The sequence below is a fragment of the Paenibacillus mesotrionivorans genome, assembly GCF_046098205.1.
GTDB lineage: Bacteria > Bacillota > Bacilli > Paenibacillales > NBRC-103111 > Paenibacillus_AR > Paenibacillus_AR mesotrionivorans.
Genome location: NZ_JBJURJ010000004.1, coordinates 412,060 through 434,434 on the forward strand (window position 1 = coordinate 412,060; position 22,375 = coordinate 434,434).

The following is a 22,375-nucleotide window of genomic DNA, read 5'->3' on the forward strand; positions in this document are numbered from 1 at the left end:
TTATTCCTCCCCCAAAAGAACCAGAATCAGCTGCCGGACCCGCTCATCGGCCAGCGAATAGTTTACCTCAAGTCCCTTGCGCTCGCAGGTGACGATGCCCAGGCTCCGCAGCTTCTGAAGATGCTGGGACACGGTGGACTGGGGCAAATCCAGACATTCCTGCATGTAGGACACATTGCAGGCTTCCTTTTTGGCCAGCCCTTTGACAATACAAAGCCGCACCGGATGGGCCAGAGCCTTCAGCAGCTCCGCCGTTTCGGTATAAGCCGTAAAATTATGATCCATAAGAAAACCGCCTTTCAATAAATCGTTATATTCAAATATTACGATATAACGATATAAAAAGCAAGCTGCCTGATGCACAACGGCAAAATCCAAAAGGTGGCGTGATAACTTGAAGCGGAGTTCGGGTGTTCTTTACGGGAGCCCCCAATGAAAAAAACGTCGTATCGGGCATTTTCCACACAAAAAAGCCCTGCTCTGCAGGAACATCCGCCGGATCACCGCGGGCTGGAACCCACGGCAAGCCGGTTGCATGTTCTACAGACAGGACCTGTCTGGATTATGGATGGAGCAAGCAGAGCATCGGCACGGAATTACTGCCACAGGCCCAGAATAACACCCATCAGCGGAAAGGCCACGGCGTGGTAACCCGCGTTAATAAGGAACAGCTTGTACTTGCGGTAATCATCAAACAGCATGGTAATCGCAGAGGCGGAAACCAGCGCCAAACCGGCCATCAAACCGGCGAAAATGCCTGGTACAAAGCCGCTTACCCCTGCAATTTCAAACAGGCAGGCCAGAGCAAAAGCGGCGAAGACGGTAAGAATGAAGCACAGGATGTATAAAAACGGGTTAGGACTTTTTTCCTCCGCCTTGCCCGTCTCCCGCTTCCAGATTTCGGCGAAGAGCACCGGGGAATACCAGACCATCCCCACAAAAAAATAAACAATGGCCGAAACAACGATGGCCAACGCATTCATATCACTGACGGAAAATTCCATAGAGCTGCCTCCTGTTTGGTGTTCATGATCCTGCCAACATTGTACAACAGATTGCGGTATAGTCAAAGAATCCCTTGAGAATTTTCTTGCTGTACTTATATAAAGTAAAGTTTAATTTCCTAAATGTAAAATATAATTGACATTATGTATATCAAAGTATATATTGGTATCAGAGAGGTGACGGTATGGCAAAAAATCTGCGGCTGAAGGCGGCCCGCGCTTCCCTGGACCTGTCCCAGAAGGAGCTGGCCGAGGCGGTTGGGGTGACCAGACAAACCATCAACGCCATTGAAAACGGGGATTATAATCCCACTATTTATTTGTGCATTGCCATTTGCAAGAGACTGGGAAAAACTCTGGATCAGCTGTTCTGGGAGGATGAGGAGAATGAATAAAACGGAGAAGGGCCTTGACGAAATGCAGGTGAAGCGCCGGGACCATATCGGCAACCAGTCGTTTATGCTGCTGTTTTATCTGCTGCTGCTGGATATCGGGCTGCGCGGCCTTGGGGTAACCTGGCTGGACTACCCGGTGAATGTGTTTCTGATTATGATTGTGGTGATGTCCAGCTATCTGATTCGCCTGATTGCGGCCGGAGCCTACGTGGGAACCGTCGAGAAAAAAGCTAAATCCTCCCGTGCAGCTTGGGTTGCCTGCGGCGTATCCTTAATCACCTGTGTGACGGCTATTGCCTACTCCTCGAAGCTGAAGGAGGAGACCGGGGGAGATGTAGGCGGTTTTCTCTTGCTGGGGATTTCCGTCGTTGTTATGGTAGCCGTTATCTTCGTGCAGCGCTGGAGTGAACGGAGAAACAACCGGGGCGACGATTGAGTGCTGCCGGGACCCAAAAAAGAAGCCCCTTGACCCGGACATACCGGGACAGGGGGCTGTTTCATTTATGCGTGCGTTTTGGTGACTCTGCTTAGAGAGAACGGAAAGGCCTGAATCAGGAAGCGCGCTGCTTAAAGTGGGCGTGCCTTCCGCTGCCTTAGCGGTTCATCTCGCGGAATACTTCCTCTGCTGCGGCGATGGTGGCGTCCACATCGGCTTCCGTGTGGGCAATGGTGAGAAACCAGGCCTCATATTTGGAGGGGGCGAGGCAGATGCCCCGGTCCAGCATCAGCCGGAAAAACTGGGCGAAGCGTTCGCCGTCCGCGTCCTGGGCCTCTTCATAATCGCGCACGGGATGGGCGCAGAAGTGGGTGGAGAAGGCGCCGCGGATGCGGTTTACCGTCAGCGGCTCGCCATAAGCTGCGGCGGCAGCGGCGATGCCGTCAGCGAGGCGGGCGGCCAGGGCATCGAGTCTCTCGTAGGTGCCCGGTTCCCGGAGCACCGAGAGGCACGCGATGCCTGCGGAGATGGAGGCAGGGTTGCCTGCCATGGTCCCGGCCTGGTAGGCCGGACCCAGCGGGGCAACCTGCTGCATAATCTCCGCCCGCCCGCCGTACGCGCCGATGGGCAGCCCGCCGCCGATGACCTTGCCCAGGGCGGTGAGGTCGGGCTCGATGGCGGCGAAGGCCGCCTTCCGGGCGGCTTCGTCGCCGCTTGCCCGCACCGCCTCCGGCAGAAGACCCTCGAAGGTCTGGGAGGAGCCATAGTGGAAGCGGAAGGCGGTGATGACCTCGTCATAAATGACGACGGCCCCAGCTTTTCGTGTCAGGCTGCACAGCCCCTCCAGGAACCCCGGCTCCGGCATAACCATGCCGAAGTTGCCCACGATCGGCTCCACCATAACCGCGGCGGTTTCGGCTCCCCAGCGGTCCAGAGCGTCGGAGAGTGCCGTCAGGTCATTAAACGGCACCGTTATCACTTCCTGGGCGATGGTGGGAGGGACCCCGGCGCTGTCCGGTGTTCCCAGGGTGGACGGGCCGGAGCCCGCCGCCACCAGCACCAGATCGGAGTGGCCGTGGTAACAGCCGGCGAATTTGATGATTTTGCTGCGGCCGGTATAGGCACGGGCCACCCGGATGGTGGTCATAACGGCCTCGGTGCCGGAATTGACAAACCGCACCTTGTCCAGGGAGGGGATGGCCTCCTTGAGCATTTTGGCGAAGATAATCTCCAGCTCCGTGGGGGCGCCGTACAACGTGCCGTTGGCGGCCGCCTTGCAGATCGCCTCCGTAACCACAGGATGGGCATGCCCGGTAATAATTGGCCCGTAAGCGGCCAGATAATCGATGTAGCGGTTGCCGTCCTCATCCCAGAAGTAGGCGCCTTCACCGCGTTTCATAAATACGGGGGCGCCGCCGCCCACCGCCTTGAAGGAACGGGAGGGGCTGTTCACCCCACCCACGATATGCTGAAGTGCCTCTTGGTAGAGGGCTTCCGAACGGTTGCGTGATGTTCCCATAACGATTGCAAGCTCCTTTGCGACAGATGTTAAACACATCCGTCTATTTTACCACTTTTCCCACAGGGGGGACAGGTCTGTTCCGGGGCTTCCTCCGGGCTTAGAGACTGCGCCGAAATAAAGTACCGCTAATTTGCTGACAAAACTCCCAAAACCGTGGAGATTTTGTCAGCAAAAGCGGGTACTAATTTCCTCGCAGCTCCTTACTTCCCGGCCTTGAGCCGGATACCGGAAACCACCTTCCGCATGGTCTCTTCATTCACAGCCGCTTCATTAAAATAAACGCCGTATGCCAATTTGGCAGTGGAATCGGTCCAGTACCAGCGGCTATCGTCATAACGCCAGTCTGGGTCCAGCTGTGCAGCAGGTTTGGTTAGCACCAGTCCGATTTTGTACAGACGGAGGTCCCGGGATTGTCCGGGAGCGGGTGAGGGAATATCCGTCACTTCCGTAAACGACCTTTGCTCCGTATGATTGGGCCGGTGGTGCACCCAGCCTTGGGCATCGAACCAGTCCAGCGTCTCCGTCTCTCCCACCTTTTCCCCGTTCACGGTAAAAATCAGCTCCTTGCCGTTTGCCTCGGCGCTCCATGCGGCAGGAACCGCCAGGGTCAGAAGGGAGGTTTCCGCTTGTTTGAACCCCTCCGGCAGTGGAGCGGCAGATGCCTGGGCGTACGCTGTATCCGGCTTATCCCCCGCTCCGGTGAAATGCCACACCGTCAAACCCGCCAGCAGAACAACAGCCGCCGCCGTCCCCCACAACTTTTTACGCATACCAAAGCACCCCTTTAATAAATAGTGCCCACCCGGCCTGCTCAGGCGCGGATGGGCTGCTGTTGGTTTGACGAAGGGGGGAGCGCAAAAGTTCATGCAGTGTGAAACGGGCTGGCGGCTTCCATAGCTGATCCTGTCTGCAGGTTGAACCGTGTTAGCTCAGGATAGCGGAAGAGTAGTTCAACCGCCTGTTTGTGCCATCTGCTGCTTCAACGGAACCTCAAAATCGGTGGAGGCCAGCTGGTCGTAATACCGGCCCTTCTGTGCCGTAAACCGGTAGACGCAGTAATCGGGGTCGGTCCGGCCCAGCGGGTAATAGATCTCATCCCCCTCATGCCAGATCAGATCCTTGAACTCCTGGTCATGAAGCACTTCCATGGTTCCCAAGAGCATCAATCCGTTAAATTTCCCCTCATCGGCAAAGTAAAGGCCGGCTTGCGGCCTCTTATTAAATTGCGCGGTACGGCGGGAGGAGGTATTGGTGGAGAAATAAAATACCGACATTCCCTCCCGGAACCGGGCGTTAAACATCATCTTCATGTTGGGGAAGCCGTCCTCCCCGATGGACCCGACCACCACATTGGGGCTGCGTTCCACCAGGCTAAGTGCTTTTTTTTCAACATCTGTTTCCATCATTTGTTCTCCTCCTCATAACGGTTTAAATTGGCGAGAATATGCCGCAGGGTGGCTTCGAACCGGTTTACCTCATCCTCTGTGAGCCCCTCATAAAACAGGAACAGCATATCCTCGGAAACCTCCTGGTACTTGTCCATCATGCTTTTGCTGCCGGCAGATAGAGCCACTAAGGTGCTTCTTTTGTCCGCGGTGTCCGCAATCCGCTCGATATGTCCGGCCTGCTCCATCCGCTCCAGCATGCTGGATAAGGTGGTTTTGCCCAGGGCGGTTGTTTGGGCCAGCCGCCGGATCGGGACACGGTCCTCCTTCCACAGGGCGAACATAATCCGTCCCTGGGCGTTATTGAGATCCTCAATACCGGCTTTTTTGAGAAGCCGGTCGAATATCCGGCCGGACAGCTGCTTGATCATCGAAATCAAAAATCCGCCTTCCCGGAGTGTGGCCATACGGGTGTGGACCTCCTTTCAGGTTAGTTCTATATGGTACTATATTAGTACTATATCGAACTAGAAGTCAACCTTTTTTTGGAATCCGGATTCCTTTTCCAGTGCGGGTTTACTTCACCGCCTGCCGATAAGATGATAGAATCAGACTTTAGAGAGAAACCAATGAAAGAAGGAGTGGGCGTATGGGCTACAAAATCGTATTTTTTGATATTGACGGCACGCTGTTGGACGAGGACAAAAAGATACCAGAGGATACCCGTCTGGCTGTGGCACAGTTGAAGGCCAACGGTATTGAGCCGGTGATTGCCACCGGCAGGGCGCCTTATTTTTTTGAGCCGCTGGCCCGGGAGCTGGGCATCGATTCTTATGTCAGCTTAAACGGGGGATATGTGGTGTACCGGGGCAAGGAATTGTACCACAGGCATATTCCGGTGCCGGTGCTGGAGCGTCTGGTGGGGCTTGCCCACCAAAGCGGCCATCCGCTGGTATATCAGGGCAAAAGCAGCTACCACACCAACAGTGTGGAGCATGCCGCAGTGTTGGCGGCTATTGATTCGCTGAAGGTATTTTATCCCGGCGGGCAAAGTGAATTCTGGCGGGACGAGAGTATTTACCAGGTGTTCCTCCACTGCCGGCACGGGGAGGAGCAGCCTTATCTGGCGGAGCTGCCGGAGCTGCGTTTCATCCGCTGGCATGAGGATGCTATGGATGTGCTGCCCCTTACCGGCTCCAAGGCCGAGGGCATCCAGGTGATGCTGGACACACTGGGCATCCCGCGGGAGGAGTCCATTGCCTTCGGCGACGGCCTGAACGACAAGGAAATGCTGGAGCTGGTGGGTCTGGGCATCGCCATGGGCAATTCCCACCAGGAGCTGCTCCCCTATGCGGACTACGTCACCGCCCGGGCGGACGAAGGCGGCATTGCGGCTGGCCTCCGCTACGCAGGCTGTCTGGCGTAGGAGGGAATTAGCAGTGTATGGGAGTTAGCTGCGTGCGGGCATTAGTGTTGTATGGGAATAAGCTAGCGTGCGAGCATTAGCGGTGTACAGGAATTAGCTAGTGGACGGAAGTTAGCAAGCGTGGGCATAAATGGTGTACGGAAATTAGCTAGTGTGTGGGCATTAGTGGTGACGGGAATAAGCTAGTGTACAGGAGTTAGTTGGTAAGTAGGAATTTAGCTGGTGCGTTGGAATCGAGTGGCCTGCGAGATTCTAACGGAAGCTAAGGCCCTTATTTGGCTAAAAAGCGGGGTTTTTATTTTCTAACGGAAGTGAGCGCCGCTATTGACCCCGAATCAGCCTCTGCGGAGTTAAATTACGCCGAATAGCGTCTCTCACCGCCGTTAGAAATCCGCAGCGGTCATTTTGAGGCAAATAGCGGCGCTGGCCGCCGTTAGAATTTTTCGCAGCCTGGCCGAAGCAGCAAATGTAGTCAGCGGTAACTCACCATAACCCCAATGGAAAGCCAATTCAGATTGCAGCTGTGCACGGGGCCGATCGATGCCAAACGCAACGCCCGCGTGGGTCTCCCCGCAGGCTAAGCCGCGCCTTACCAGGCCGCACCTCCGCACCAGCGCCACCACACCAAAAAGAGCATCCTCCCCTCCCGGGGAGAATGCTCTTTTTTAGCTGTCCGCGCTGCGGACGCAGCAGGCTGCCCGCCGCGCCGTCAGGGCGCGGCCGTAGCCGCGGCTCCGCCTGCTGCGGCATCATCGCCGCTTGCGCCGGCGGCTGCACCCCCAGCGCCGGCTTCTGCACCGGCGCCCGCACCGTCTCCGGCAGCAGGCTCATCGCCGCCTGCTGCCGGCTGGCCCAGATCAATAATGCCGGCTTCCTCCCCCGGCAGCTTCACGGCTGTGCTGGCCGCAGGCTGCGGCGTCCCTGCCGGATTAGGCGTAGCGGACGCCGCTTCCGGCGCCTTGGGGCTGGCTGACACCGCCGGCTTCACCGATGCCGCAGGCGTCGTCGGTGTTGGCTTCACGGTGGGCTTCACTGTCACCTTGGGCTTCACAGTGGCCTTCGGCGAAGACGTGGGTTTGGAGGTGGCGGTTCCCCCGCTGGAGGAGGTTGTTGTATCCGTACCCTGGCTCAGCTTCCCGCCGGAGATGGGTTTGTCGGACGGCGTGATGGATACATCGCCGAACAGCTGCTTCACAAAAACCTTAAGTGCGGCTTCATCCACGCCCAATACCTCGGCTCCGCCGACCCGTTTTTCCTGCAGCAGGTCCATAGGGGGAATCTGCTGGCTGACCATACCGTCGGTCTTCACCTCGAAGCCCAGAGAAGCCAGCTTGATCATTTGGTTCACGTTAAGATTGGTTTCGATATACGGATCGATGCTGCTGAGAATAGAAGGCAGCTTAAGGAGCGAGGTAGTGGACTGCAGCTTCTCCGCCAGAGCCTGCATGAATTTCCGCTGCCGTTCAGTGCGGGTAAAGTCACTGGTGGCGTCATGCCGGAAGCGCACATATTGGAGGGCCGTATTGCCGTCCAGATGCTGGTAGCCCTTTTTAAGATTAATATCGTATTGGTTGTCATCCGCAGAATCGGTGTAGTACATATCCTTTTCCACTTCCAGGTCGATGCCGCCCAGGGCGTCCACAAGGGCAATAAACCCCTTAAAGTCGGTGTACACAAAATACTGAATGGGGATGCCCATCAGGTTACTCACGGTTTTCATGGCCAATTCCGGTCCGCCTCTTGCGATGGCGGCGTTGATGCGGTCAGAGCCTTGGCCGGGAATATCCACGTACGTATCGCGCAGAATGGAGAACAGATAGGATTTTTTGGTGACCGGATCAAGGGAAGCTATCATCAGCGAGTCGGAGCGGGGGATTTCATTCTTCCCCATACCCCGGGAGTCGCCGCCCAGAAGCAGGATGTTTACCCGTTCCTTGCCCTCCCACTTGGGTGGCTCCAGCTCGGCGGTTTTGGTCAGGGAAGGAATATTGCTGAAAATGGAATCCTCTGGCGACTTATTGATGTTGTCTGCGAAGGAATATAAGGAATACACATAATAGCCGGTGAAGCCAAATATGATTAGCACCAGTCCCGCCACGGACCAGAGAATTTTTTTACGCACACTCATGTGTTTGGCTTTGCGCATAAATAAGCCCCTTTCATCGGGTGATTTGGAATGCACATTCTTTTTTCAAAGGGGATGGGCATTAATGGGGAAGAATAAAGGCTGATAAAGACTACATCATTAGACGGAAAATGCCAGAAAAAAGTTTCATTTAGGACAAACTTCCGCCCAATGCTCCTTTATTGTGCATGAAAAGCTAATACGATTATACCCGAATTGGCGAACAAAATCACAGCTTATAGACATCCCTCGCCGTTCCTGGGGAACCGGGCCGTTCCGGCTTGCCGTTCTCCGGCATCCATAGTAAATTAAGAGGGTTAAACCCATCCCCCAAAGTGGCGCGGAGTTCCAATAAGGAGCTTCGGAGGCTGGGAAGGGAACGTAAGCTTTAAGGAGAGGAGCTTTACTTCGCATGTGGGCCATCGACGTCAAGAATCTGCGCAAGGACTTCCGCGTCCAACAGAATAGAGAAGGATTGGGCGGGGCTCTGCGCGACTTGTTTAAGCGTGAATACAAAAGCATTACCGCCGTCAACGAGATCAGCTTCCAGATCCCCCGTGGGGAAATCTGCGGCTACATCGGGGAGAACGGCGCAGGCAAGTCCACCACCATCAAGATGCTGACGGGGATTCTGGTCCCCACCGCCGGGGAGATCCACGTCAACGGGCTGGTGCCCTACAAGGACCGGGAAGCCTTCGTGCGTGGCATCGGCGTAGTATTCGGGCAGCGCAGCCAGCTGTGGTGGGACATTGGCGTCATCGAGTCCTTCCGGCTGCTTAAGCGGGTATACCGGGTGGACGAGCAGGACTTCAAAAAAAGGCTGGACGAACTGGTCGACCGGCTCCAGCTTGCCGATATCCTGAACCGTCCGGTGCGCAAGCTCAGCCTGGGGCAGCGGATGCGCTGCGAGCTGGCGGCATCCCTGCTGCATAATCCCTCCATCCTGTTTCTGGACGAACCGACGATTGGCCTGGATGTGATGGTCAAGGCGGAAATCCGGGATTTCCTGAAATCCATGAACCAGCGTTACGAAACCACCATTTTGCTGACCACCCATGACCTGCAGGATATTGAAGCCCTGTGCTCCCGGGTGATTATGCTGGATGACGGGAATATCATCTATGACGGTGGGCTGGAGGAATTAAAAGCAAGATGGGGCCGCGGCAAGGAAATTGTGCTGCAGCTCACCCGGCCGGCGGAGCCTGACTTCCTGTCCCGCCTGACTGCGGACCTGAATGTGGAGTGGAGTATGGAAAATGATCTTGTAGCCCATATATGGGTGCCCTTCGGACAAACCAATGTGTCGGAGGTTCTCGCCCGGGTGGTCGGATCGGTAGAAATCGACGACATCCGCATTATTGAAACCCAGACGGATGATATTATCCGGGAGATCTATAAGGCGGGCCATGCCTCCGCAGACTGCTCCGAGCCGGATGCAAGAAACGATCCGTCCGGAGCAGCCCCGGCACAGCCGGAGGATAAGGCCGCAGGGGAAAAGGATCTGGCTGCCGTCAAGGGAAGTGACGGGTCATGATTGGCTTGTATGCGGAGTTCATCCGCATCCGGTTTTTGTCCATGCTGGCTTACCGGATGAACTATTACACGGGTATCATCATCTATTTGGTGAATATCGGTGCGCAATATTTTCTGTGGAGCGCCATCTATTCGGGAGCCGATGGACTGGGCGGCATGAATATGACCCAGATGACCACCTATGTGGCCGTGGCCTGGATGGCACGGGCTTTTTATTTCAACAATCTGGACCGGGAAATTGCCAATGAAATCCGCGACGGCAGTGTGGCCATCCAATTTATCCGTCCCTATCCGTATTTGGCGGTGAAGATGATGCAGGGACTGGGCGAAGGCCTGTTCCGGCTTCTGTTATTTTCCACACCGGGGATGCTGCTGGTTTGGCTGTTGTTTCCCATCCGGTTCCCTCATGACCCGCAGGTGTGGGCGGCTTTTTTCCTGATGCTGCTGTTCAGCTTCGTGATTAATTCCCAGATCAATATCCTGACGGGACTATGTGCCTTTTTTATGGAAAACAGCGACGGGATGATGCGCTTCAAAAGGGTAATGGTGGACCTGTTCTCCGGTCTGATCATCCCGGTATCCTTCTTCCCGGGTTGGGCCGAAACCGTGCTGCGCCTGCTGCCTTTCCAGGCCATTACCTACTTGCCCTCTGCGGTATTCTCCGGCAAGGACGGAGGCATCGGCATTGCCAATGTGCTGGGTGTGCAGGTGCTGTGGCTGGTGCTGCTGTTTATTCCGATTTTACTCATGTGGCGGCTGGCAAGAACGCGGCTGTTTGTGCAGGGAGGGTGAGCGGTATGTTCTATCTGTCTCTTGGCTGGGACTATCTGAAAACCTATATGAAAATCCGGCTGGCCTACCGCATGGACCTGCTGGTGGAGATTTTGTCCGATCTGATGTTCCAGGGTGTGAACCTGTTCTTTCTATTAGTGGTGTTTCTGCATACGCAGCTTCTGGACGGCTGGACGGAGTCCCAGATGCTGTTTGTTTACGGGTACTTTATGGTGCCGTACGGGATTTTCAATTGCTGCTTCAATCTTTGGAACTTTACCGAGCGTTATATCGTCAAAGGGGAGATGGACCGGATTCTCACCCGGCCCGCTTATAATCTTACCCAGCTTGCTCTGGAAAATCTCGACCCGCCGTCCTTGGCCGGCTCCGTGGTGGGGCTGGTGATTATGGCGCTGACCTGGCCTTCGGCAGGGTTGGAGTTTGTCTGGTATGATCCCTTAGTGCTGGTGCTGCTCGTCCTGGGCTCTATAATGGTATATGCAGGCATATATATTACCTTTACCGCCATTTCCTTCTTTACGGATGCACCCACAGGGATTTTGCCCCTGGTGTGGAACATTCAGAATTACGGGCGGTACCCCGTTACCATCTACAACCGGGCGATTACGGTGCTGCTGACGGGGATTTTGCCCTTTGCCTTCGTGGGCTTTTATCCGGCGGCATACTTCCTGGACCGGGCTTCATGGGGGCATATTGCCCTGTTGACTCCGGTGGTGGGCGGCGTGTTTTTTGGTGGGGCACTGGCCTTCTGGAATTTCGGCGTCAGCCGGTACCGCGGCGCGGGTTCATAAGAGGGAGGGCATAGCTGGCTGCAAAAGGGGGAAACGGCATGTACGCACAGCTTTTACTGGGCATAGCGATGCTCCTTATGGCATTCGGTCATTGGAGAGGGAAGGCGACTCTCATCCGCAGCAGCATCAGGGATGTGCTGAGCGGGGAAGCGCTTAGGTCGTATCAAAGGAGCCTGGCTCTGCCGTATACTTGCTTAGGGATCCTTTTTATCGTGATGGGGCTGGTGGAAAAGCAAAGGGGCTTACAAGGTCTGGTGTTTGTAATGGTGTATATCCTTCTGGCGCTTGTGCCCATACTGTGGGCCATCCGGAATAATAAGAAGCATCTGGGCCGTTACTGGTAATATTGGATTCTCACGCGCCATCATCCGGGAGGTGGAAGCATGGGCGGTATGGAGAATACGCAGGACAAAATCGGCAAACGGGCATGGGAGCGGGAGGCGATCCTCCTGCTGATCCGGGAGTATAACCGGCTGGGCACCGGGCCGGGATATAGGCTGTTGTTCCAGCAGGAGCGGCCGGATGCCGTGCTGGAGGAAAAGGGCCCCCTGCGCCGCAAGCTGGGCGTAGAGATTACCCATCTGTTCGCCAGCCAGCAGGAGGCGATGGATGTGTTCAATCGGCGGATTCCGGCCCCTGAACAGGAGGGGGTTACCATTGACCACCTTCTGAAGGAGCTGAATCATCTCATCAGCAAAAAGGTAGGCAAACGCAGCGCCTACAGCATGAGCTATCCCATCGCGCTGTTGATCCGCAACGCCTCGCCGGTGTTCGGCATGTCGGATTTTCTGCCCCGGCTGACGGAGGTGGACTTGCCTGCGGGGGTGTTCACCCACATCTGGTTCCTGTCCCGGGACGGCTCCCCGGAGTGGAAGCTGGCGGAGCTCTTGTAGAGAGCCGCAGCATAGAAAAACGCATTCTCCGGTTAACGGGGAATGCGTTTTTTGCTGCGGAAGGTGGGGGAGCGGGCACGCAACACTACAACTCCTGCCTGAATACACCTGGAGCGGCTGCGCGAAATGCAAAAGTGCAGTTATTTCGGCTGGATGGGCCTGCTGCTGACGGGCGAAATGCAAAAGTGCAGTTAATTTCTCGGTTTTCCGCCCCATGCGGCGTTCTAGGCTAAAATAACTGCACTTTTGCAGGATAGCCCCTATATTATCCGGTTTCTAGGAAAATAACTGCACTTTTGCAGGGTGTACCGTACCGGGAGGAGAAACAGGGCGGCCAACCAGACGGTGGAGTCATTTTCAGTACTAATTAATACCCATCCTCCAACTCGTTCGCCACCCACTAACCCGTCAGTTCGCTCCACATCAGCCAATCCATCGACCAATCAGCCCGTTCCACATCTGCCAATCCATCGACCAATCAGCTCGCTCCACATCAGCCAATCCATCGATCAATCAGCCCGTTCCACATCAGCCAATCCATCGACCAATCAGCTCGTTCCACATCAGCCAATCCATCGACCAATCAGCCCGTTCCACATCTGCCAATCCGTCAACTAATCAGCTCGTTCCATATCAGCCACCATGTCGATCAATCAGCTCGTTCAACATTAGCCAACCCGTCAACCCACTTCCCCGTCACACCTACGGCAGGTCCACCGCCAGATGGTCCTCGATGAGGAAAACGGCGATCCGGCCGGGGCCGTGGACCCCGATGGTCAGGTCCATCTCGATGTCCGAGGTTCGGCTGGGGCCGGTGATGATGTTCACGCAGCTGTAGTCCAGCGCTTTGCCCGGCATTCCGGCCAGCACCTGGGTAATCCGCGGCACCACCGTGCTGCCGCGTACCACTACCAGGAGCTGGTTGGGCAACAGGCTCACCACCCGGCCCCGGTCGCCCCGGTTATAGAGCACTACGGAGCCGGTTTCGGAGAGGCCGTGGGATGCATATACCAGCCCGGCATGGGCCGCCTCCGCCGCCCGGACCAGGGTATCCCGGTCTCCCGAAGCGCTCCACCGGGTGACCTCATACCCCTGCTCCTCGAACACATCGGCAGGCTCGGCGCCGTCCAGATCCTCTCCAGCCGGCCACAGAATCAGCCGCTTGAACTCCGCCTCTGTCAGGTACGCATTGACCGCCTTGGGCAAAAGCTCCCCATTGGGCACGGGAATCACCACGCCGCCCAGCTTCATCAGCTCGTCGGCGAATTGGGCCACCAGTCCCGCCTGATCCAGCTCCTTGTGGAGATGGTCCCAAGGCTGGGTGTCCCAGCGGGGGCGGGAGGCCTCATAGATCCGCTCCCGGCCCATTTTGTCGGCAAGCTTCTGCAAAAAAGCCTCCTTAGACGCCATCCGACCCATCTCCCTTCGGCTTATTCTGTGACCGTCCCCGGGACGTTCCGCCTGATGCTCCACCTGATGCTCCACCCGGTGATCCGGCCGATTCACCCTTGCCCTCGCGGTCCCACCATTCCCGGAAGCTTTCCATAGGGGGAGCGGGCAGATCGCGGGCTTTGGTCCATTTGCCCAACAGACTCGGTCCCTTGCGGATGTAGCCGTCCTTGGACAGGGGCTTGAGCCCGTATTTGGCCAGCTTCAGCCCGGTGCGGTACATCCAAGGATTGGCCATGGCGGTGCCGAAGCCCTTGAAGATAGCCCGCTCTACGGGATGGGTCCGCTTCTCCTCCACCTCATCCTTGCGCAGCTCCAGGAGATAATCATGGAGGGGGATGCGCACGGGACAGGCGTCGGTGCAGGCGCCGCACAGGCTGGAGAGATAGGGCAGCTTCTCCCAGCTTTCGAAGCCCTTCAGGATCGGGGTCAGTACCGCACCGATGGGACCGGGATACACGCTGCCGTAAGCATGCCCGCCGATGTGCCGGTAGACGGGACAGACGTTGAGGCAGGCGCCGCAGCGGATGCAGTTCAGGATTTTCTGGTATTCCGTGCCCAGGGCATTGCTGCGCCCGTTGTCCACGATGACCACATGGAGCTCCTCGGGACCGTCCACGTCGTCACTTTTGCGCGGGCCGGTAAGGGCCGTCACATAGCTGGTCACCTTCTGCCCGGTGGCGGAGCGGGGGAGCAGGGAAAGCACCGAATCCAGCTCCTCCCAACCCGGCACGATCCGCTCCATCCCCATCAGGACCACATGGGTTTTGGGGATGGAGGTGGACAGTCGGGCGTTGCCTTCGTTGGAGACCAGCACCACCGACCCGGTTTCCGCCACGGCGAAATTGCAGCCGGACAGCCCGATGTCGGCGTTCTGGAATTTGTCCCGCAGCACCGTACGTGCATATCGGGTCAGCTCCTTGGTATCCTCCGGCATCTGCTCTCCCGATACTCGCGAGAACAGCTCGGCCACCTGCTTCCGGTTTTTGTGGATGGCCGGCACAATAATGTGGGAAGGGGTCTCACCCGCCAACTGGATGATATATTCCCCCAAGTCCGATTCGATGGCCTCTACGCCGATTTCCGCCAGCCGGTGGTTCAGATGGATTTCCTCGGAGACCATGGATTTGGCCTTGATGACGGTTTTGGCGTTTTTGGCCTTGGCCAGATCCAGAATGTACTGCACCACTTCCTCATCGCTCTCCGCAAAAAAAACCTTGCCCCCGTTTTTCTCCACATTCGTAGAGAACTGGTCCAGATAGGCATCCAGATGAGCCACCGTGTGCGTCCGGATAGCTTCCGCCCGCTCCCGCCATTCCTCAATATTGCCAAGCACCTCGGCGGCATTGGCCTTGTTCATACGGAAGCGTTCCTGGGCTACCGCCAAGGATCGTTTGAGAAAGGGATCCTTAATGGCAAGCTCCACCCGTTCATCGAGCGTTGGCAGTGTGTCCGGCTTCATAACGTCTCACCCCTTCCTCCAGCAGCTCGGCGACATGGTAGGCCTTGATGGGGGAGCCCAGCCGGCGCAGCCGTCCTTCAATATTCATGAGGCAGGCCATATCCGAGCCTAACAGTACCGTTGCCCCCGTATCCATGATCCGGCGGGCCTTTTCGTCCACCATTTCGCCGGAGATGTCGTGCATCTTCACGGCGAAGGTGCCGCCGAAGCCGCAGCAGTCTTCTTTATATGGAAGCTCCACATAGTCCAGACCCTCAATGCGCCGGATCAGCTGGAGGGGCTCCTCGGTCACACCCAGACTGCGGGTCATATGGCAGGAGCAGTGGTAGGTGGCTTTGCCCTGGAATTCAGCCCGGAGTGTGTCCACACCCGGTGTTCGGACCAGAAATTCGGAGAATTCATAGGTTTTGGCTGCCAACTGTATTGCCTTCTCATGCCATTCCGGCTCCCCGGCCAACAGGGGCGGGTAATGATGCCGGATCATGGCGGCGCAGGAGCCGGAGGGAGTCACCACATATTCCGATTGGGCGAAGGCCCGGATCAGCTGCTTGGCGGCTTTTTTGGTATCCTCGTGATAGCCGCTGTTGAAGGCCGGCTGGCCACAGCAAACCTGACCCTCCGGAAAATCCACGGTGCAGCCGCATCTGCGCAAGAGGCGGACGACTGCTTTGCCCACTTGGGGGTACATGGCATCCGCCACACAGGTAATAAACAGGGAAACCCGCATATCCAACTGCTCCTTTCAATAGATAAGAGTGTATTGCGCACCGTTTAGTCATCTGATGACCTGATGAGTATTTCCGGACTATTCCTTATCCTGATCCAGCCAATGCCGCAGGAGCAGCTGCTCCACCTTGGACAGATGCGCCAGCATCAGCTGTCCGGCCAAAGGGGCGTTCCCTTCTTCAATAGCGTCCAGAATAGCGCTGTGCTCCTTGTGCAGCCGCTCCAGCGTCAGGTCCTCGGAGAACAGCCACAATCGCCGGGCCTCCTTCATGGTCGCCTGGAGAGTATCGGAGATTTGCAGCATCAGACCCGCCAGCATCCGGTTCCCTGTAGCAGCGGCAACTGCCAGATGGAATTGGGCGTCGGCTTCCTCACCCAGATGATCATCCCGGACGGCGCTCTGCATACCCTGCAGGGCCGTCCGCATAGCCGCCAGCTGCTCCGGTGTCCGTTTGGAGGCTGCTGCAGAGGCTGCCCCGGCTTCCACGATTTTGCGAACCTCAAAAAATTCCAGCACCTCCTGCCGGGTCAGACCGGCTACCAGCCTCAGGGGACGGTTGCTTTCCGAGGTGTTTGGCTTGGACACAAAGGTGCCTTCGCCTTGGCGTATATCCACCAGACCGGTGGCGCGGAGAGCGGACAGGGCCTCGCGGATAGTGGAGCGTCCCACTTGAAAGCGTTTGCTTAACTGCTCGACGGAATCCAGCCGTTCTCCCGGCTTCACCAAACCATTCTTGATGCTTTCCTCGATCTGCTCCGCAACCAGCTCATAGCTTTTGCGGCGCTGGACCCGGGAAAACTCCATAGGATCACCTCACTTGAAGTAAGCAGGCTGCCATCCGATAATCTGGTCATCAGATGGGTTCATAATCAAGTATAGCCTCATTCACATTTTCGTCAATAATAATTATTGTAATTTAATAAAAATAATTTCGGGATAGCTTGTTTCAAAAAAGCCCTGGAGAGGTATATGAACTAATATATTTGAGTAAAACAACTGTCTTTTCCCAATGGGCACGATAACGTGAAGGGGGCGGTTTTTATCGGAGGGAAAACCCCCGGAAAGCGTTTTCTCTAACGAACAAAAAGGAAGTAAATGCCTTTGCCCTGAATTGTCGAAACAACCGGCGGGGTTACAGACATTAGTCGAGGAATTTTAAAAATTGCGTCCAACCGGTGTCGAAACGTGGATAACGGACAAAGAATGATAGTCATTATCAAATAGTAAAAATAATATTTTTGAAAAGGATAAAAAAATTTTCCTATATAGAACAAGGTTTTAAAGCAGATCCTAGAAAATATCAGGGTATTCGACAAAATGCGGCGGTTTACAGGTTCGTTTTAACGAAGTATAATCAAAAACGTCAAGAAAAATTCATAATTGATCACGACAACAAGAGGTGCTTGACTTTTCATATAAACGGGGATTTTTGAAGCGGCGGAGCGCTTATGAATCTGTGAAGGAGCGGTTAGCAATGAAGATGATTCTTGATCTGGACCATATCGTCCGGGAGTTGGGTATCTCCCAAGACGCCTTTTCACAGTGGAAAGCCGCCAACCTCGAAAGTGCCTCGGCAAGCGGCTCTGCGGCTTGGTCTGTATTGGAAGAAAGCGGGTTTAACGGCAAAGGCTACTCTAAAGCGGCGGATTTGATGACCGGTTGAGTGTGGTTGATGGAAAACCTAGCGATTCATGGAACGGTCAGCGCGGATAAAGGCGATGAAGCGTCTTGATTCTTCAGGGGTGAGTTTTCTTCCGTCTACGGTAAAGGAAAACTTCTCCAGAAGCTGTTCGTCTGACAGTTCCAGATTTTCGCTGAAATCCCGTACTGCCATATCCGTCACTTGGGTCGGTTCTGATGTGCGGCCCAAAAGATAATCTACCGAAACATGGAAGAAGTCGGCCAATTTCGTCATGGTGGTGTAATCCGGTTCGCGGCGGTTTTTCTCATAGTGGGAAAGCGAAGCGCGGGATATGCCGATTTTATTGGCCAAGTCCTCCTGGGTAAGTCCCCTTTTTTCCCGTAACAGGGCGATTTTATCTCCACATGTGAACATGAACTAGCTCCTTTTTCCTCGGTGTGCCTCGCTCTTTACAGGACCCTTTTTAAGATACATTATGAATCATAACCAATTTTTTTTCAATGAGACGTTACATTATGTATCTTAAATTCAGCATATGTGGAGAGCTGCATAAAATTTCAAGGTAATTATTATAATGATTTGGAAATATCATTTATAAAATGTTACAAAATGTAACTATTTGGGGCGTTCATCAGGAAGGGGGAGCTTTATGGCAAACCGGGATCGGCATTCTCCTTCACCGCCTTCACACGAAAGATCCCTCCATATCGGCCAGAAAATCCGGCAGATGCGGCAGGAGCGGGGGTTGAGCCTGACGGCCTTGGCCGCGCGGGCAGGGATCGCCAAATCCTATCTGTCCAATATTGAACGCCGGGTCCAGTCCAATCCGTCCATGCTGTTTCTTGAGAAAATCAGCGGGGTTTTCGGGGTGGAGGTGGAAACCCTCGTCAAGGACATGCGAATGCGCCCGGAGCTGGACGGGGAATGGGTGGAGCTGGTGCAGGAGGCCGTCAAAGCAGGGGTAGAGAAGCGCGAGTTCCGCACCCTGATCGAATTCAAGAAATACCTGAAGCAAACCGACAGCAGTTCCTGACCATTACCGGTGCACCCGGCAGCTCTTCGGCAAAGTTAATCTTTGCGGGGCTCACGCGGGAGTGCCTTTTTTATTGGGCAGGTATCGGCTGGGTAGCCGAACCCCGAACCTCGCCTCCGCACCTTCCTCCGACCCCCTCTGTGCTCCCGCTCCCCCGCGTTTTCAAGTAACCACTCTCTGTAACGGAATTATGTGACCCTTAGCGCCACAAAATCCAGTTTTTCGGATTCTTACGGAACTGAGCGACTCTTAGGCAGTTGGAGGGAACCCAAACTACCTGCATCCCCCCTCTAAGGGCTTCTGAGTTCCGTTAGCGCGGCAGAAGTGTGTTTTAGAGCCCGTAAGCCTCTCTGAGTTCCGTTAGCGTGAGAACGAGCGGGCGCTGAAGATATGGCGAAGCTCTAAGCGTCTAGGAGTTCCGTTAGCGCGGGCCGCGGAAGACAGAGTGTCTGAGTGCATGGCAGCAGGTGTGATCTAATTTGAACTGGTTTGCCGGATTCTGGTATGATCGTCACAAACCAACAAACCAACGAGGAGGTTACGGCATGGCGAATCATACGGAAGCCTCAGCAGAGGCAATCACGGGGCAACAGGCGCCGCATTTTAAGCTGGAGGCGGCCGACGGCCGGGAGTACAGTCTTGCGGATTATGCGGGCAAGATGGTTGTGCTCTATTTTTATCCTAAGGACAGTACCCCCGGCTGCACTCAGGAGGCCTGCGATTTCCGCGATTACAACGGGAGAATTGAAGCCGAAGGCGCCGTCATTCTGGGCATCAGCCCGGACAGTCTGAAGTCCCACGGGAAATTTGCGGACAAGCATAGTCTGCCGTTCCCTCTGTTGTCCGATCCGGAGCATGAGGTGTGTGAGCGTTACGGCGTGTGGCAGCTGAAAAAAATGGCGGGCCGTGAATACATGGGTGTGGTGCGGTCTACATTCCTTATTGACGGCGAAGGGCGGATTGCCCGGGAGTGGCGGAAGGTAAAGGTAAACGGCCATGTGGACGAGGTGCTCCAGGCGATTCAGGAGCTGAAGTCTATCAACTGAACCGGCATTATCTCCTGCAGCTAGCGGACTATAATGGACTTCGTGGACTGTACGGACTGAGGAAGCGTTTGTCATAAGGGTGAGTGGCCTCCCATATACTCTATCAGAATGATCTGGTAGAAATGACGGGAGGCCTTTTGCATGTTCAAAGGGAAACAGGGCAGGGGACGATGGGGTTGGAAACGGGTCGGCGGCCTTCTGGCAGCCGTATGCCTTTTACTGGAGCTGGCAGGCCCGGCTGCATATACTGCGCGGGCAGAATCTGCGCCCCAAAAAGAGACTGCAGCCCAGGCGGCACAAGCACAGCAGACCCTGTCGGAGCGGGACAACGAAGAAGTGTATGCCGTTTTGGCGGGAGGCAACCGCATTCGGACGGAACGGGAGTATACCGTACCGGAGCAGCCCACCGTGTACCTCACCTTTGACGACGGGCCCAGCAAATATACGGAGCAGGTTTTGGATATTTTGAGAGAGGAAGAAATCAAAGCGACGTTTTTTGTGGTGGGACAGCTTGTCCCGGACCGTAAGGCTGTGGTGTCCCGGATCGCCCGGGAGGGCCATGCCATTGGCAATCATACGTATAACCATGTATACAGTGAACTGTACGGCAGCTTCAAGGGGTTTTGGAGCCAGGCGGTGAAAACGGACAATGTGCTGGAGGAGATTCTGGGGGAAAAGCCGTTTTTGCTGCGGGCACCGGGGGGGACCGCTACCAATTTCGACGCCTTCTACTTCTATTATCTGGAGCAGGTGGGGTATACCGTGGTGGACTGGAATGTGGATTCCCGGGATGCCACCCGGCAGGGAGTTCCAGCAGAAGAGATTGTGGCCGCTGTCAAAAAAAGCCCGCTTAAACATCAGCTAACCGTTCTGATGCATGACGGGGCGGGGCATGGGGAAACCGTCAAGGCGCTGCCGGAGATTATCGCCTACTACAAGGAGCAGGGATATGCCTTCGCCGCGCTGGACAGAAGTGTAAAGCCGGAGCAGTTTTCCCTTGCCCGGAGCAAGTGGGCCAGAAGCTATTCCCCCGACAGCTTCGCAGCCTCCACTGCACTTGTGGCCGCATCCGGTCTGGAGCGGCAGGAAAAGAATCAACAGGCCGAGCAGGAACGGCTCCTGGCGCAGCAGTCCCTCCGGGCGCAGGAGGAGGCTGCAGCCGCGCTGGCAGCGCTGGCCAGGCAGCGGGCGGAGGAGGTGCCGCTGACCGTAGCCTTGGAGCCCCGCAGCACATGGACGCTTGCGCCCGGCAGCTATTCCTTCGCCCACGGCCGGTTTGCCGTCCCCTTGAGAGGGTTGGCGGAGCGGCTGGGCGCCCAAGTAGCCTGGGATGAAACCAAACGGATCGCCACCGTCCGCTCCGGCCTCCTCTCCGTAGAGGTGGATCCTGTGCAGCGGACCATTACGGAAATCCGCCCCGGACATGCGCCTGCCGTCCGTTACCTGGCGGATGTGAGCCTGACAGACGGCGAAATCCGCATTCCGCTGCGCTATGGCGCGGGACTATTGGGAAGCAGCATACAAAGCTATTCCCTTGATCCCTCGGACCGCAATGTGCAATTAGCCTCCAAAAGCGGCAGGCCCACCGCCATACTCCATCCTTTTGACAGCTGGCCGCTGGTGTAGGAGACGGTGCCTCAAATCTCTCACTCGCATGTCTAAAACGCTAGAAATCCGGAAAAGCTAGAGATACAAGAATCCGGATTTGGAGGTTTTAACATGTCTAGTCTGTCCCATAACATGTCCTTTGAGGAACCGCTGCTGCAATTGGAGCGTATCATTGCCAATATCGAAAAGGTGATGGTCGGCAAACGCCGTCCCGTGGAGCTGGTTTTGACGTCCCTTTTATGCGGAGGCCATGTGCTTCTGGAGGATGTGCCGGGTGTGGGTAAAACCATACTGGTCAAAGCCCTGGCCAAAACCGTGGATGCCGGCTTCAAGCGCATCCAGTTTACCCCTGATCTTTTGCCCTCGGACGTAACGGGAGTGTCCGTCTACAACAGAGGCCTGTCGTCCTTCCAGTTCCGCCCCGGCCCCCTGTTTACCAACATTGTGCTGGCCGATGAGCTGAACCGTACCTCTCCCAAAACCCAAGCCGCCCTTCTGGAGGCTATGGAGGAGCGGCATGTTACGGTGGACGGGGAAACCTATCCCCTCCCCCGCCCCTTCCTGATCCTGGCCACCCAGAACCCGCTGGACCATGCGGGCACCTACCAGCTGCCGGAGGCGCAGCTGGACCGTTTCTTCATGCGTATCCGGCTGGGGTATCCCGAGCGCGGACATGAGGTGGAGATGATGGGCCGGATGCAGGAGGTCTCGCCATTGGACACCTTGAAGCCGGTGCTGTTAAAAGAAGAGCTTCAGCTGCTCCAACGGCAGGTCCGGCATGTCCATGTGGACGAATCATTGAAGGAATACATGGTGGAGCTGGCCTCCGCCACCCGCAAGCATAAGGACGCCATGCTGGGAGCCAGCCCCCGGGCGGTGCTGGCGCTGATGCTGGCGTCCCAAGGCACCGCCTACCGCAAGGGCCGCAGCTACGTGGTGCCCGACGATATCAAGGATATGCTGGAGCCGGTGCTGGCCCACCGGATTCTCCTGACCCAGGAGGCCCGTATGGCCGGGCGCGTCTCCGAGCTGATTCTCCGCCAGGCGGCCGCAGAGGTGCCAGTGCCGGGCCTGCGCTATGCGCCGGGCTCGTAAGGAGGAGGAGC

24 protein-coding genes and 1 pseudogene are annotated in these 22,375 nt (G+C 56.1%); 13 read left to right on the top strand and 12 right to left on the bottom strand.

The features are described 5' to 3' along the window. Together ACI1P1_RS08375 and ACI1P1_RS08380 are read right to left on the bottom strand one after the other, a co-directional pair. A complete protein-coding gene (locus ACI1P1_RS08375) occupies positions 1–285 on the bottom strand; it encodes an ArsR/SmtB family transcription factor (protein WP_416215913.1) in 285 nt (94 codons plus the stop codon). A 311-nt stretch (positions 286–596) separates the two neighbouring features. Then, positions 597–1,004, bottom strand: coding sequence for a DUF1761 domain-containing protein (locus ACI1P1_RS08380; protein WP_416215914.1), 408 nt, complete (start codon positions 1,002–1,004; stop codon positions 597–599). 185 nt (positions 1,005–1,189) lie between these two features. On the opposite strand from ACI1P1_RS08380, the gene ACI1P1_RS08385 reads away from it, so the two are divergent. Together ACI1P1_RS08385 and ACI1P1_RS08390 are read left to right on the top strand one after the other, a co-directional pair. Further along, on the top strand, positions 1,190–1,399 hold the full coding sequence (locus tag ACI1P1_RS08385) for a helix-turn-helix transcriptional regulator (protein WP_416215915.1): 210 nt from the start codon (positions 1,190–1,192) through the stop codon (positions 1,397–1,399). Next, complete coding sequence (locus ACI1P1_RS08390; protein WP_416215916.1) at positions 1,392–1,835, top strand: hypothetical protein; 444 nt, start codon at positions 1,392–1,394, stop codon at positions 1,833–1,835. The genes ACI1P1_RS08385 and ACI1P1_RS08390 overlap by 8 nt, the downstream gene beginning before the upstream one ends. 157 nt (positions 1,836–1,992) lie before the next feature. On the opposite strand, the gene ACI1P1_RS08395 is transcribed toward ACI1P1_RS08390, so the two are convergent. The 4 genes from ACI1P1_RS08395 to ACI1P1_RS08410 all read right to left on the bottom strand — a co-directional run bounded on the left by ACI1P1_RS08395 (position 1,993) and on the right by ACI1P1_RS08410 (position 5,209). Beyond that, positions 1,993–3,354 carry a glutamate-1-semialdehyde 2,1-aminomutase gene (locus tag ACI1P1_RS08395; protein ID WP_416215917.1) on the bottom strand — a complete coding sequence of 454 codons (1,362 nt, stop codon included), beginning with the start codon at positions 3,352–3,354 and terminating at the stop codon, positions 1,993–1,995. Between the two features lie 203 nt (positions 3,355–3,557). Next, positions 3,558–4,127: a hypothetical protein gene (locus ACI1P1_RS08400; protein WP_416215918.1), complete on the bottom strand. Its 570-nt coding sequence runs from the start codon at positions 4,125–4,127 to the stop codon at positions 3,558–3,560. A 180-nt stretch (positions 4,128–4,307) separates the two neighbouring features. Beyond that, positions 4,308–4,763 (bottom strand): pyridoxamine 5'-phosphate oxidase family protein, encoded by a 456-nt coding sequence (locus tag ACI1P1_RS08405; RefSeq protein ID WP_416215919.1) that lies wholly within the window; start codon positions 4,761–4,763, stop codon positions 4,308–4,310. Then, on the bottom strand, positions 4,760–5,209 hold the full coding sequence (locus ACI1P1_RS08410) for a MarR family winged helix-turn-helix transcriptional regulator (RefSeq protein WP_416215920.1): 450 nt from the start codon (positions 5,207–5,209) through the stop codon (positions 4,760–4,762). Before ACI1P1_RS08410 ends, ACI1P1_RS08405 begins: the two co-directional genes overlap by 4 nt. A gap of 182 nt (positions 5,210–5,391) precedes the next feature. On the opposite strand from ACI1P1_RS08410, the gene ACI1P1_RS08415 reads away from it, so the two are divergent. Beyond that, positions 5,392–6,168 (top strand): Cof-type HAD-IIB family hydrolase, encoded by a 777-nt coding sequence (locus tag ACI1P1_RS08415; RefSeq protein WP_416215921.1) that lies wholly within the window; start codon positions 5,392–5,394, stop codon positions 6,166–6,168. Positions 6,169–7,213: 1,045 nt separating this feature from the next. Here the strand turns inward: ACI1P1_RS08415 and ACI1P1_RS08420 are convergent. Further along, positions 7,214–8,296: pseudogene (locus ACI1P1_RS08420) on the bottom strand (LCP family protein); the annotation flags it as partial. Positions 8,297–8,705: 409 nt separating this feature from the next. On the opposite strand from ACI1P1_RS08420, the gene ACI1P1_RS08425 reads away from it, so the two are divergent. Genes ACI1P1_RS08425 through ACI1P1_RS08445 form a run of 5 tightly spaced genes read left to right on the top strand, consistent with a single transcriptional unit; the run spans position 8,706 to position 12,302 of the window. Next, entirely contained in the window at positions 8,706–9,827 is a 1,122-nt protein-coding gene (locus ACI1P1_RS08425) for an ABC transporter ATP-binding protein (RefSeq protein ID WP_416215922.1), read from the top strand. Continuing rightward, complete coding sequence (locus ACI1P1_RS08430; RefSeq protein ID WP_416215923.1) at positions 9,824–10,618, top strand: ABC transporter permease; 795 nt, start codon at positions 9,824–9,826, stop codon at positions 10,616–10,618. The genes ACI1P1_RS08425 and ACI1P1_RS08430 overlap by 4 nt, the downstream gene beginning before the upstream one ends. 5 nt (positions 10,619–10,623) lie before the next feature. Next, the gene (locus ACI1P1_RS08435; RefSeq protein WP_416215924.1) at positions 10,624–11,409 is read left to right on the top strand and encodes an ABC transporter permease; all 786 of its coding nucleotides are present in this window, start codon (positions 10,624–10,626) and stop codon (positions 11,407–11,409) included. Between the two features lie 38 nt (positions 11,410–11,447). Continuing rightward, positions 11,448–11,753 carry a hypothetical protein gene (locus ACI1P1_RS08440; protein WP_416215925.1) on the top strand — a complete coding sequence of 102 codons (306 nt, stop codon included), beginning with the start codon at positions 11,448–11,450 and terminating at the stop codon, positions 11,751–11,753. A gap of 39 nt (positions 11,754–11,792) precedes the next feature. After that, entirely contained in the window at positions 11,793–12,302 is a 510-nt protein-coding gene (locus ACI1P1_RS08445; RefSeq protein ID WP_416215926.1) for a hypothetical protein, read from the top strand. A 702-nt stretch (positions 12,303–13,004) separates the two neighbouring features. Here the strand turns inward: ACI1P1_RS08445 and ACI1P1_RS08450 are convergent. The 4 genes from ACI1P1_RS08450 to ACI1P1_RS08465 all read right to left on the bottom strand — a co-directional run bounded on the left by ACI1P1_RS08450 (position 13,005) and on the right by ACI1P1_RS08465 (position 16,744). After that, positions 13,005–13,712, bottom strand: a complete 708-nt coding sequence (locus ACI1P1_RS08450; protein ID WP_416215927.1) for a LutC/YkgG family protein — start codon at positions 13,710–13,712, stop codon at positions 13,005–13,007. Beyond that, positions 13,702–15,213 (bottom strand): LutB/LldF family L-lactate oxidation iron-sulfur protein, encoded by a 1,512-nt coding sequence (locus ACI1P1_RS08455; protein ID WP_416215928.1) that lies wholly within the window; start codon positions 15,211–15,213, stop codon positions 13,702–13,704. The genes ACI1P1_RS08450 and ACI1P1_RS08455 overlap by 11 nt, the downstream gene beginning before the upstream one ends. Continuing rightward, complete coding sequence (locus ACI1P1_RS08460; protein WP_416215929.1) at positions 15,182–15,940, bottom strand: (Fe-S)-binding protein; 759 nt, start codon at positions 15,938–15,940, stop codon at positions 15,182–15,184. The genes ACI1P1_RS08455 and ACI1P1_RS08460 overlap by 32 nt, the downstream gene beginning before the upstream one ends. Positions 15,941–16,018: 78 nt before the next feature. Next, on the bottom strand, positions 16,019–16,744 hold the full coding sequence (locus tag ACI1P1_RS08465) for a FadR/GntR family transcriptional regulator (protein WP_416215930.1): 726 nt from the start codon (positions 16,742–16,744) through the stop codon (positions 16,019–16,021). A 670-nt stretch (positions 16,745–17,414) separates the two neighbouring features. Between ACI1P1_RS08465 and ACI1P1_RS08470 the strand changes: the two genes are divergently transcribed. Next, positions 17,415–17,603 carry a hypothetical protein gene (locus ACI1P1_RS08470; protein WP_416215931.1) on the top strand — a complete coding sequence of 63 codons (189 nt, stop codon included), beginning with the start codon at positions 17,415–17,417 and terminating at the stop codon, positions 17,601–17,603. A gap of 18 nt (positions 17,604–17,621) precedes the next feature. Here ACI1P1_RS08470 and ACI1P1_RS08475 read toward each other — a convergent pair whose 3' ends face one another. Beyond that, positions 17,622–17,996, bottom strand: a complete 375-nt coding sequence (locus tag ACI1P1_RS08475) for a helix-turn-helix domain-containing protein (protein ID WP_416215932.1) — start codon at positions 17,994–17,996, stop codon at positions 17,622–17,624. Between the two features lie 235 nt (positions 17,997–18,231). Here ACI1P1_RS08475 and ACI1P1_RS08480 point away from each other — a divergent pair, with 235 nt between their 5' ends. The 4 genes from ACI1P1_RS08480 to ACI1P1_RS08495 all read left to right on the top strand — a co-directional run bounded on the left by ACI1P1_RS08480 (position 18,232) and on the right by ACI1P1_RS08495 (position 22,364). Then, positions 18,232–18,615: a helix-turn-helix domain-containing protein gene (locus ACI1P1_RS08480; protein WP_416215933.1), complete on the top strand. Its 384-nt coding sequence runs from the start codon at positions 18,232–18,234 to the stop codon at positions 18,613–18,615. Between the two features lie 545 nt (positions 18,616–19,160). After that, a complete protein-coding gene (gene bcp / locus ACI1P1_RS08485) occupies positions 19,161–19,661 on the top strand; it encodes a thioredoxin-dependent thiol peroxidase (RefSeq protein WP_416215934.1) in 501 nt (166 codons plus the stop codon). 141 nt (positions 19,662–19,802) lie between these two features. Further along, positions 19,803–21,287: a polysaccharide deacetylase gene (locus ACI1P1_RS08490; protein WP_416215935.1), complete on the top strand. Its 1,485-nt coding sequence runs from the start codon at positions 19,803–19,805 to the stop codon at positions 21,285–21,287. 93 nt (positions 21,288–21,380) lie between these two features. Continuing rightward, positions 21,381–22,364, top strand: coding sequence for an AAA family ATPase (locus tag ACI1P1_RS08495; RefSeq protein WP_416215936.1), 984 nt, complete (start codon positions 21,381–21,383; stop codon positions 22,362–22,364). Positions 22,365–22,375 lie beyond the last annotated feature (11 nt).

What these genes read in the sequence shown, in the direction of transcription:
- ACI1P1_RS08385 (WP_416215915.1), top strand. Translation starts at nt 1,190, where the DNA reads ATGGCAAAAAATCTGCGGCTGAAGGCGGCCCGCGCTTCCCTGGACCTG.
- ACI1P1_RS08495 (WP_416215936.1), top strand. Translation starts at nt 21,381, where the DNA reads ATGTCTAGTCTGTCCCATAACATGTCCTTTGAGGAACCGCTGCTGCAA.
- ACI1P1_RS08480 (WP_416215933.1), top strand. Translation starts at nt 18,232, where the DNA reads ATGGCAAACCGGGATCGGCATTCTCCTTCACCGCCTTCACACGAAAGA.
- ACI1P1_RS08460 (WP_416215929.1), bottom strand. Translation starts at nt 15,940, where the DNA reads ATGCGGGTTTCCCTGTTTATTACCTGTGTGGCGGATGCCATGTACCCC.
- ACI1P1_RS08395 (WP_416215917.1), bottom strand. Translation starts at nt 3,354, where the DNA reads ATGGGAACATCACGCAACCGTTCGGAAGCCCTCTACCAAGAGGCACTT.
- ACI1P1_RS08380 (WP_416215914.1), bottom strand. Translation starts at nt 1,004, where the DNA reads ATGGAATTTTCCGTCAGTGATATGAATGCGTTGGCCATCGTTGTTTCG.
- ACI1P1_RS08455 (WP_416215928.1), bottom strand. Translation starts at nt 15,213, where the DNA reads ATGAAGCCGGACACACTGCCAACGCTCGATGAACGGGTGGAGCTTGCC.
- ACI1P1_RS08490 (WP_416215935.1), top strand. Translation starts at nt 19,803, where the DNA reads ATGTTCAAAGGGAAACAGGGCAGGGGACGATGGGGTTGGAAACGGGTC.
- ACI1P1_RS08430 (WP_416215923.1), top strand. Translation starts at nt 9,824, where the DNA reads ATGATTGGCTTGTATGCGGAGTTCATCCGCATCCGGTTTTTGTCCATG.
- ACI1P1_RS08410 (WP_416215920.1), bottom strand. Translation starts at nt 5,209, where the DNA reads ATGGCCACACTCCGGGAAGGCGGATTTTTGATTTCGATGATCAAGCAG.
- ACI1P1_RS08465 (WP_416215930.1), bottom strand. Translation starts at nt 16,744, where the DNA reads ATGGAGTTTTCCCGGGTCCAGCGCCGCAAAAGCTATGAGCTGGTTGCG.
- ACI1P1_RS08445 (WP_416215926.1), top strand. Translation starts at nt 11,793, where the DNA reads ATGGGCGGTATGGAGAATACGCAGGACAAAATCGGCAAACGGGCATGG.
- ACI1P1_RS08470 (WP_416215931.1), top strand. Translation starts at nt 17,415, where the DNA reads ATGAAGATGATTCTTGATCTGGACCATATCGTCCGGGAGTTGGGTATC.
- ACI1P1_RS08400 (WP_416215918.1), bottom strand. Translation starts at nt 4,127, where the DNA reads ATGCGTAAAAAGTTGTGGGGGACGGCGGCGGCTGTTGTTCTGCTGGCG.
- ACI1P1_RS08440 (WP_416215925.1), top strand. Translation starts at nt 11,448, where the DNA reads ATGTACGCACAGCTTTTACTGGGCATAGCGATGCTCCTTATGGCATTC.
- ACI1P1_RS08450 (WP_416215927.1), bottom strand. Translation starts at nt 13,712, where the DNA reads ATGGCGTCTAAGGAGGCTTTTTTGCAGAAGCTTGCCGACAAAATGGGC.
- ACI1P1_RS08425 (WP_416215922.1), top strand. Translation starts at nt 8,706, where the DNA reads ATGTGGGCCATCGACGTCAAGAATCTGCGCAAGGACTTCCGCGTCCAA.
- ACI1P1_RS08375 (WP_416215913.1), bottom strand. Translation starts at nt 285, where the DNA reads ATGGATCATAATTTTACGGCTTATACCGAAACGGCGGAGCTGCTGAAG.
- ACI1P1_RS08390 (WP_416215916.1), top strand. Translation starts at nt 1,392, where the DNA reads ATGAATAAAACGGAGAAGGGCCTTGACGAAATGCAGGTGAAGCGCCGG.
- ACI1P1_RS08435 (WP_416215924.1), top strand. Translation starts at nt 10,624, where the DNA reads ATGTTCTATCTGTCTCTTGGCTGGGACTATCTGAAAACCTATATGAAA.
- ACI1P1_RS08405 (WP_416215919.1), bottom strand. Translation starts at nt 4,763, where the DNA reads ATGATGGAAACAGATGTTGAAAAAAAAGCACTTAGCCTGGTGGAACGC.
- ACI1P1_RS08475 (WP_416215932.1), bottom strand. Translation starts at nt 17,996, where the DNA reads ATGTTCACATGTGGAGATAAAATCGCCCTGTTACGGGAAAAAAGGGGA.
- bcp (WP_416215934.1), top strand. Translation starts at nt 19,161, where the DNA reads ATGGCGAATCATACGGAAGCCTCAGCAGAGGCAATCACGGGGCAACAG.
- ACI1P1_RS08415 (WP_416215921.1), top strand. Translation starts at nt 5,392, where the DNA reads ATGGGCTACAAAATCGTATTTTTTGATATTGACGGCACGCTGTTGGAC.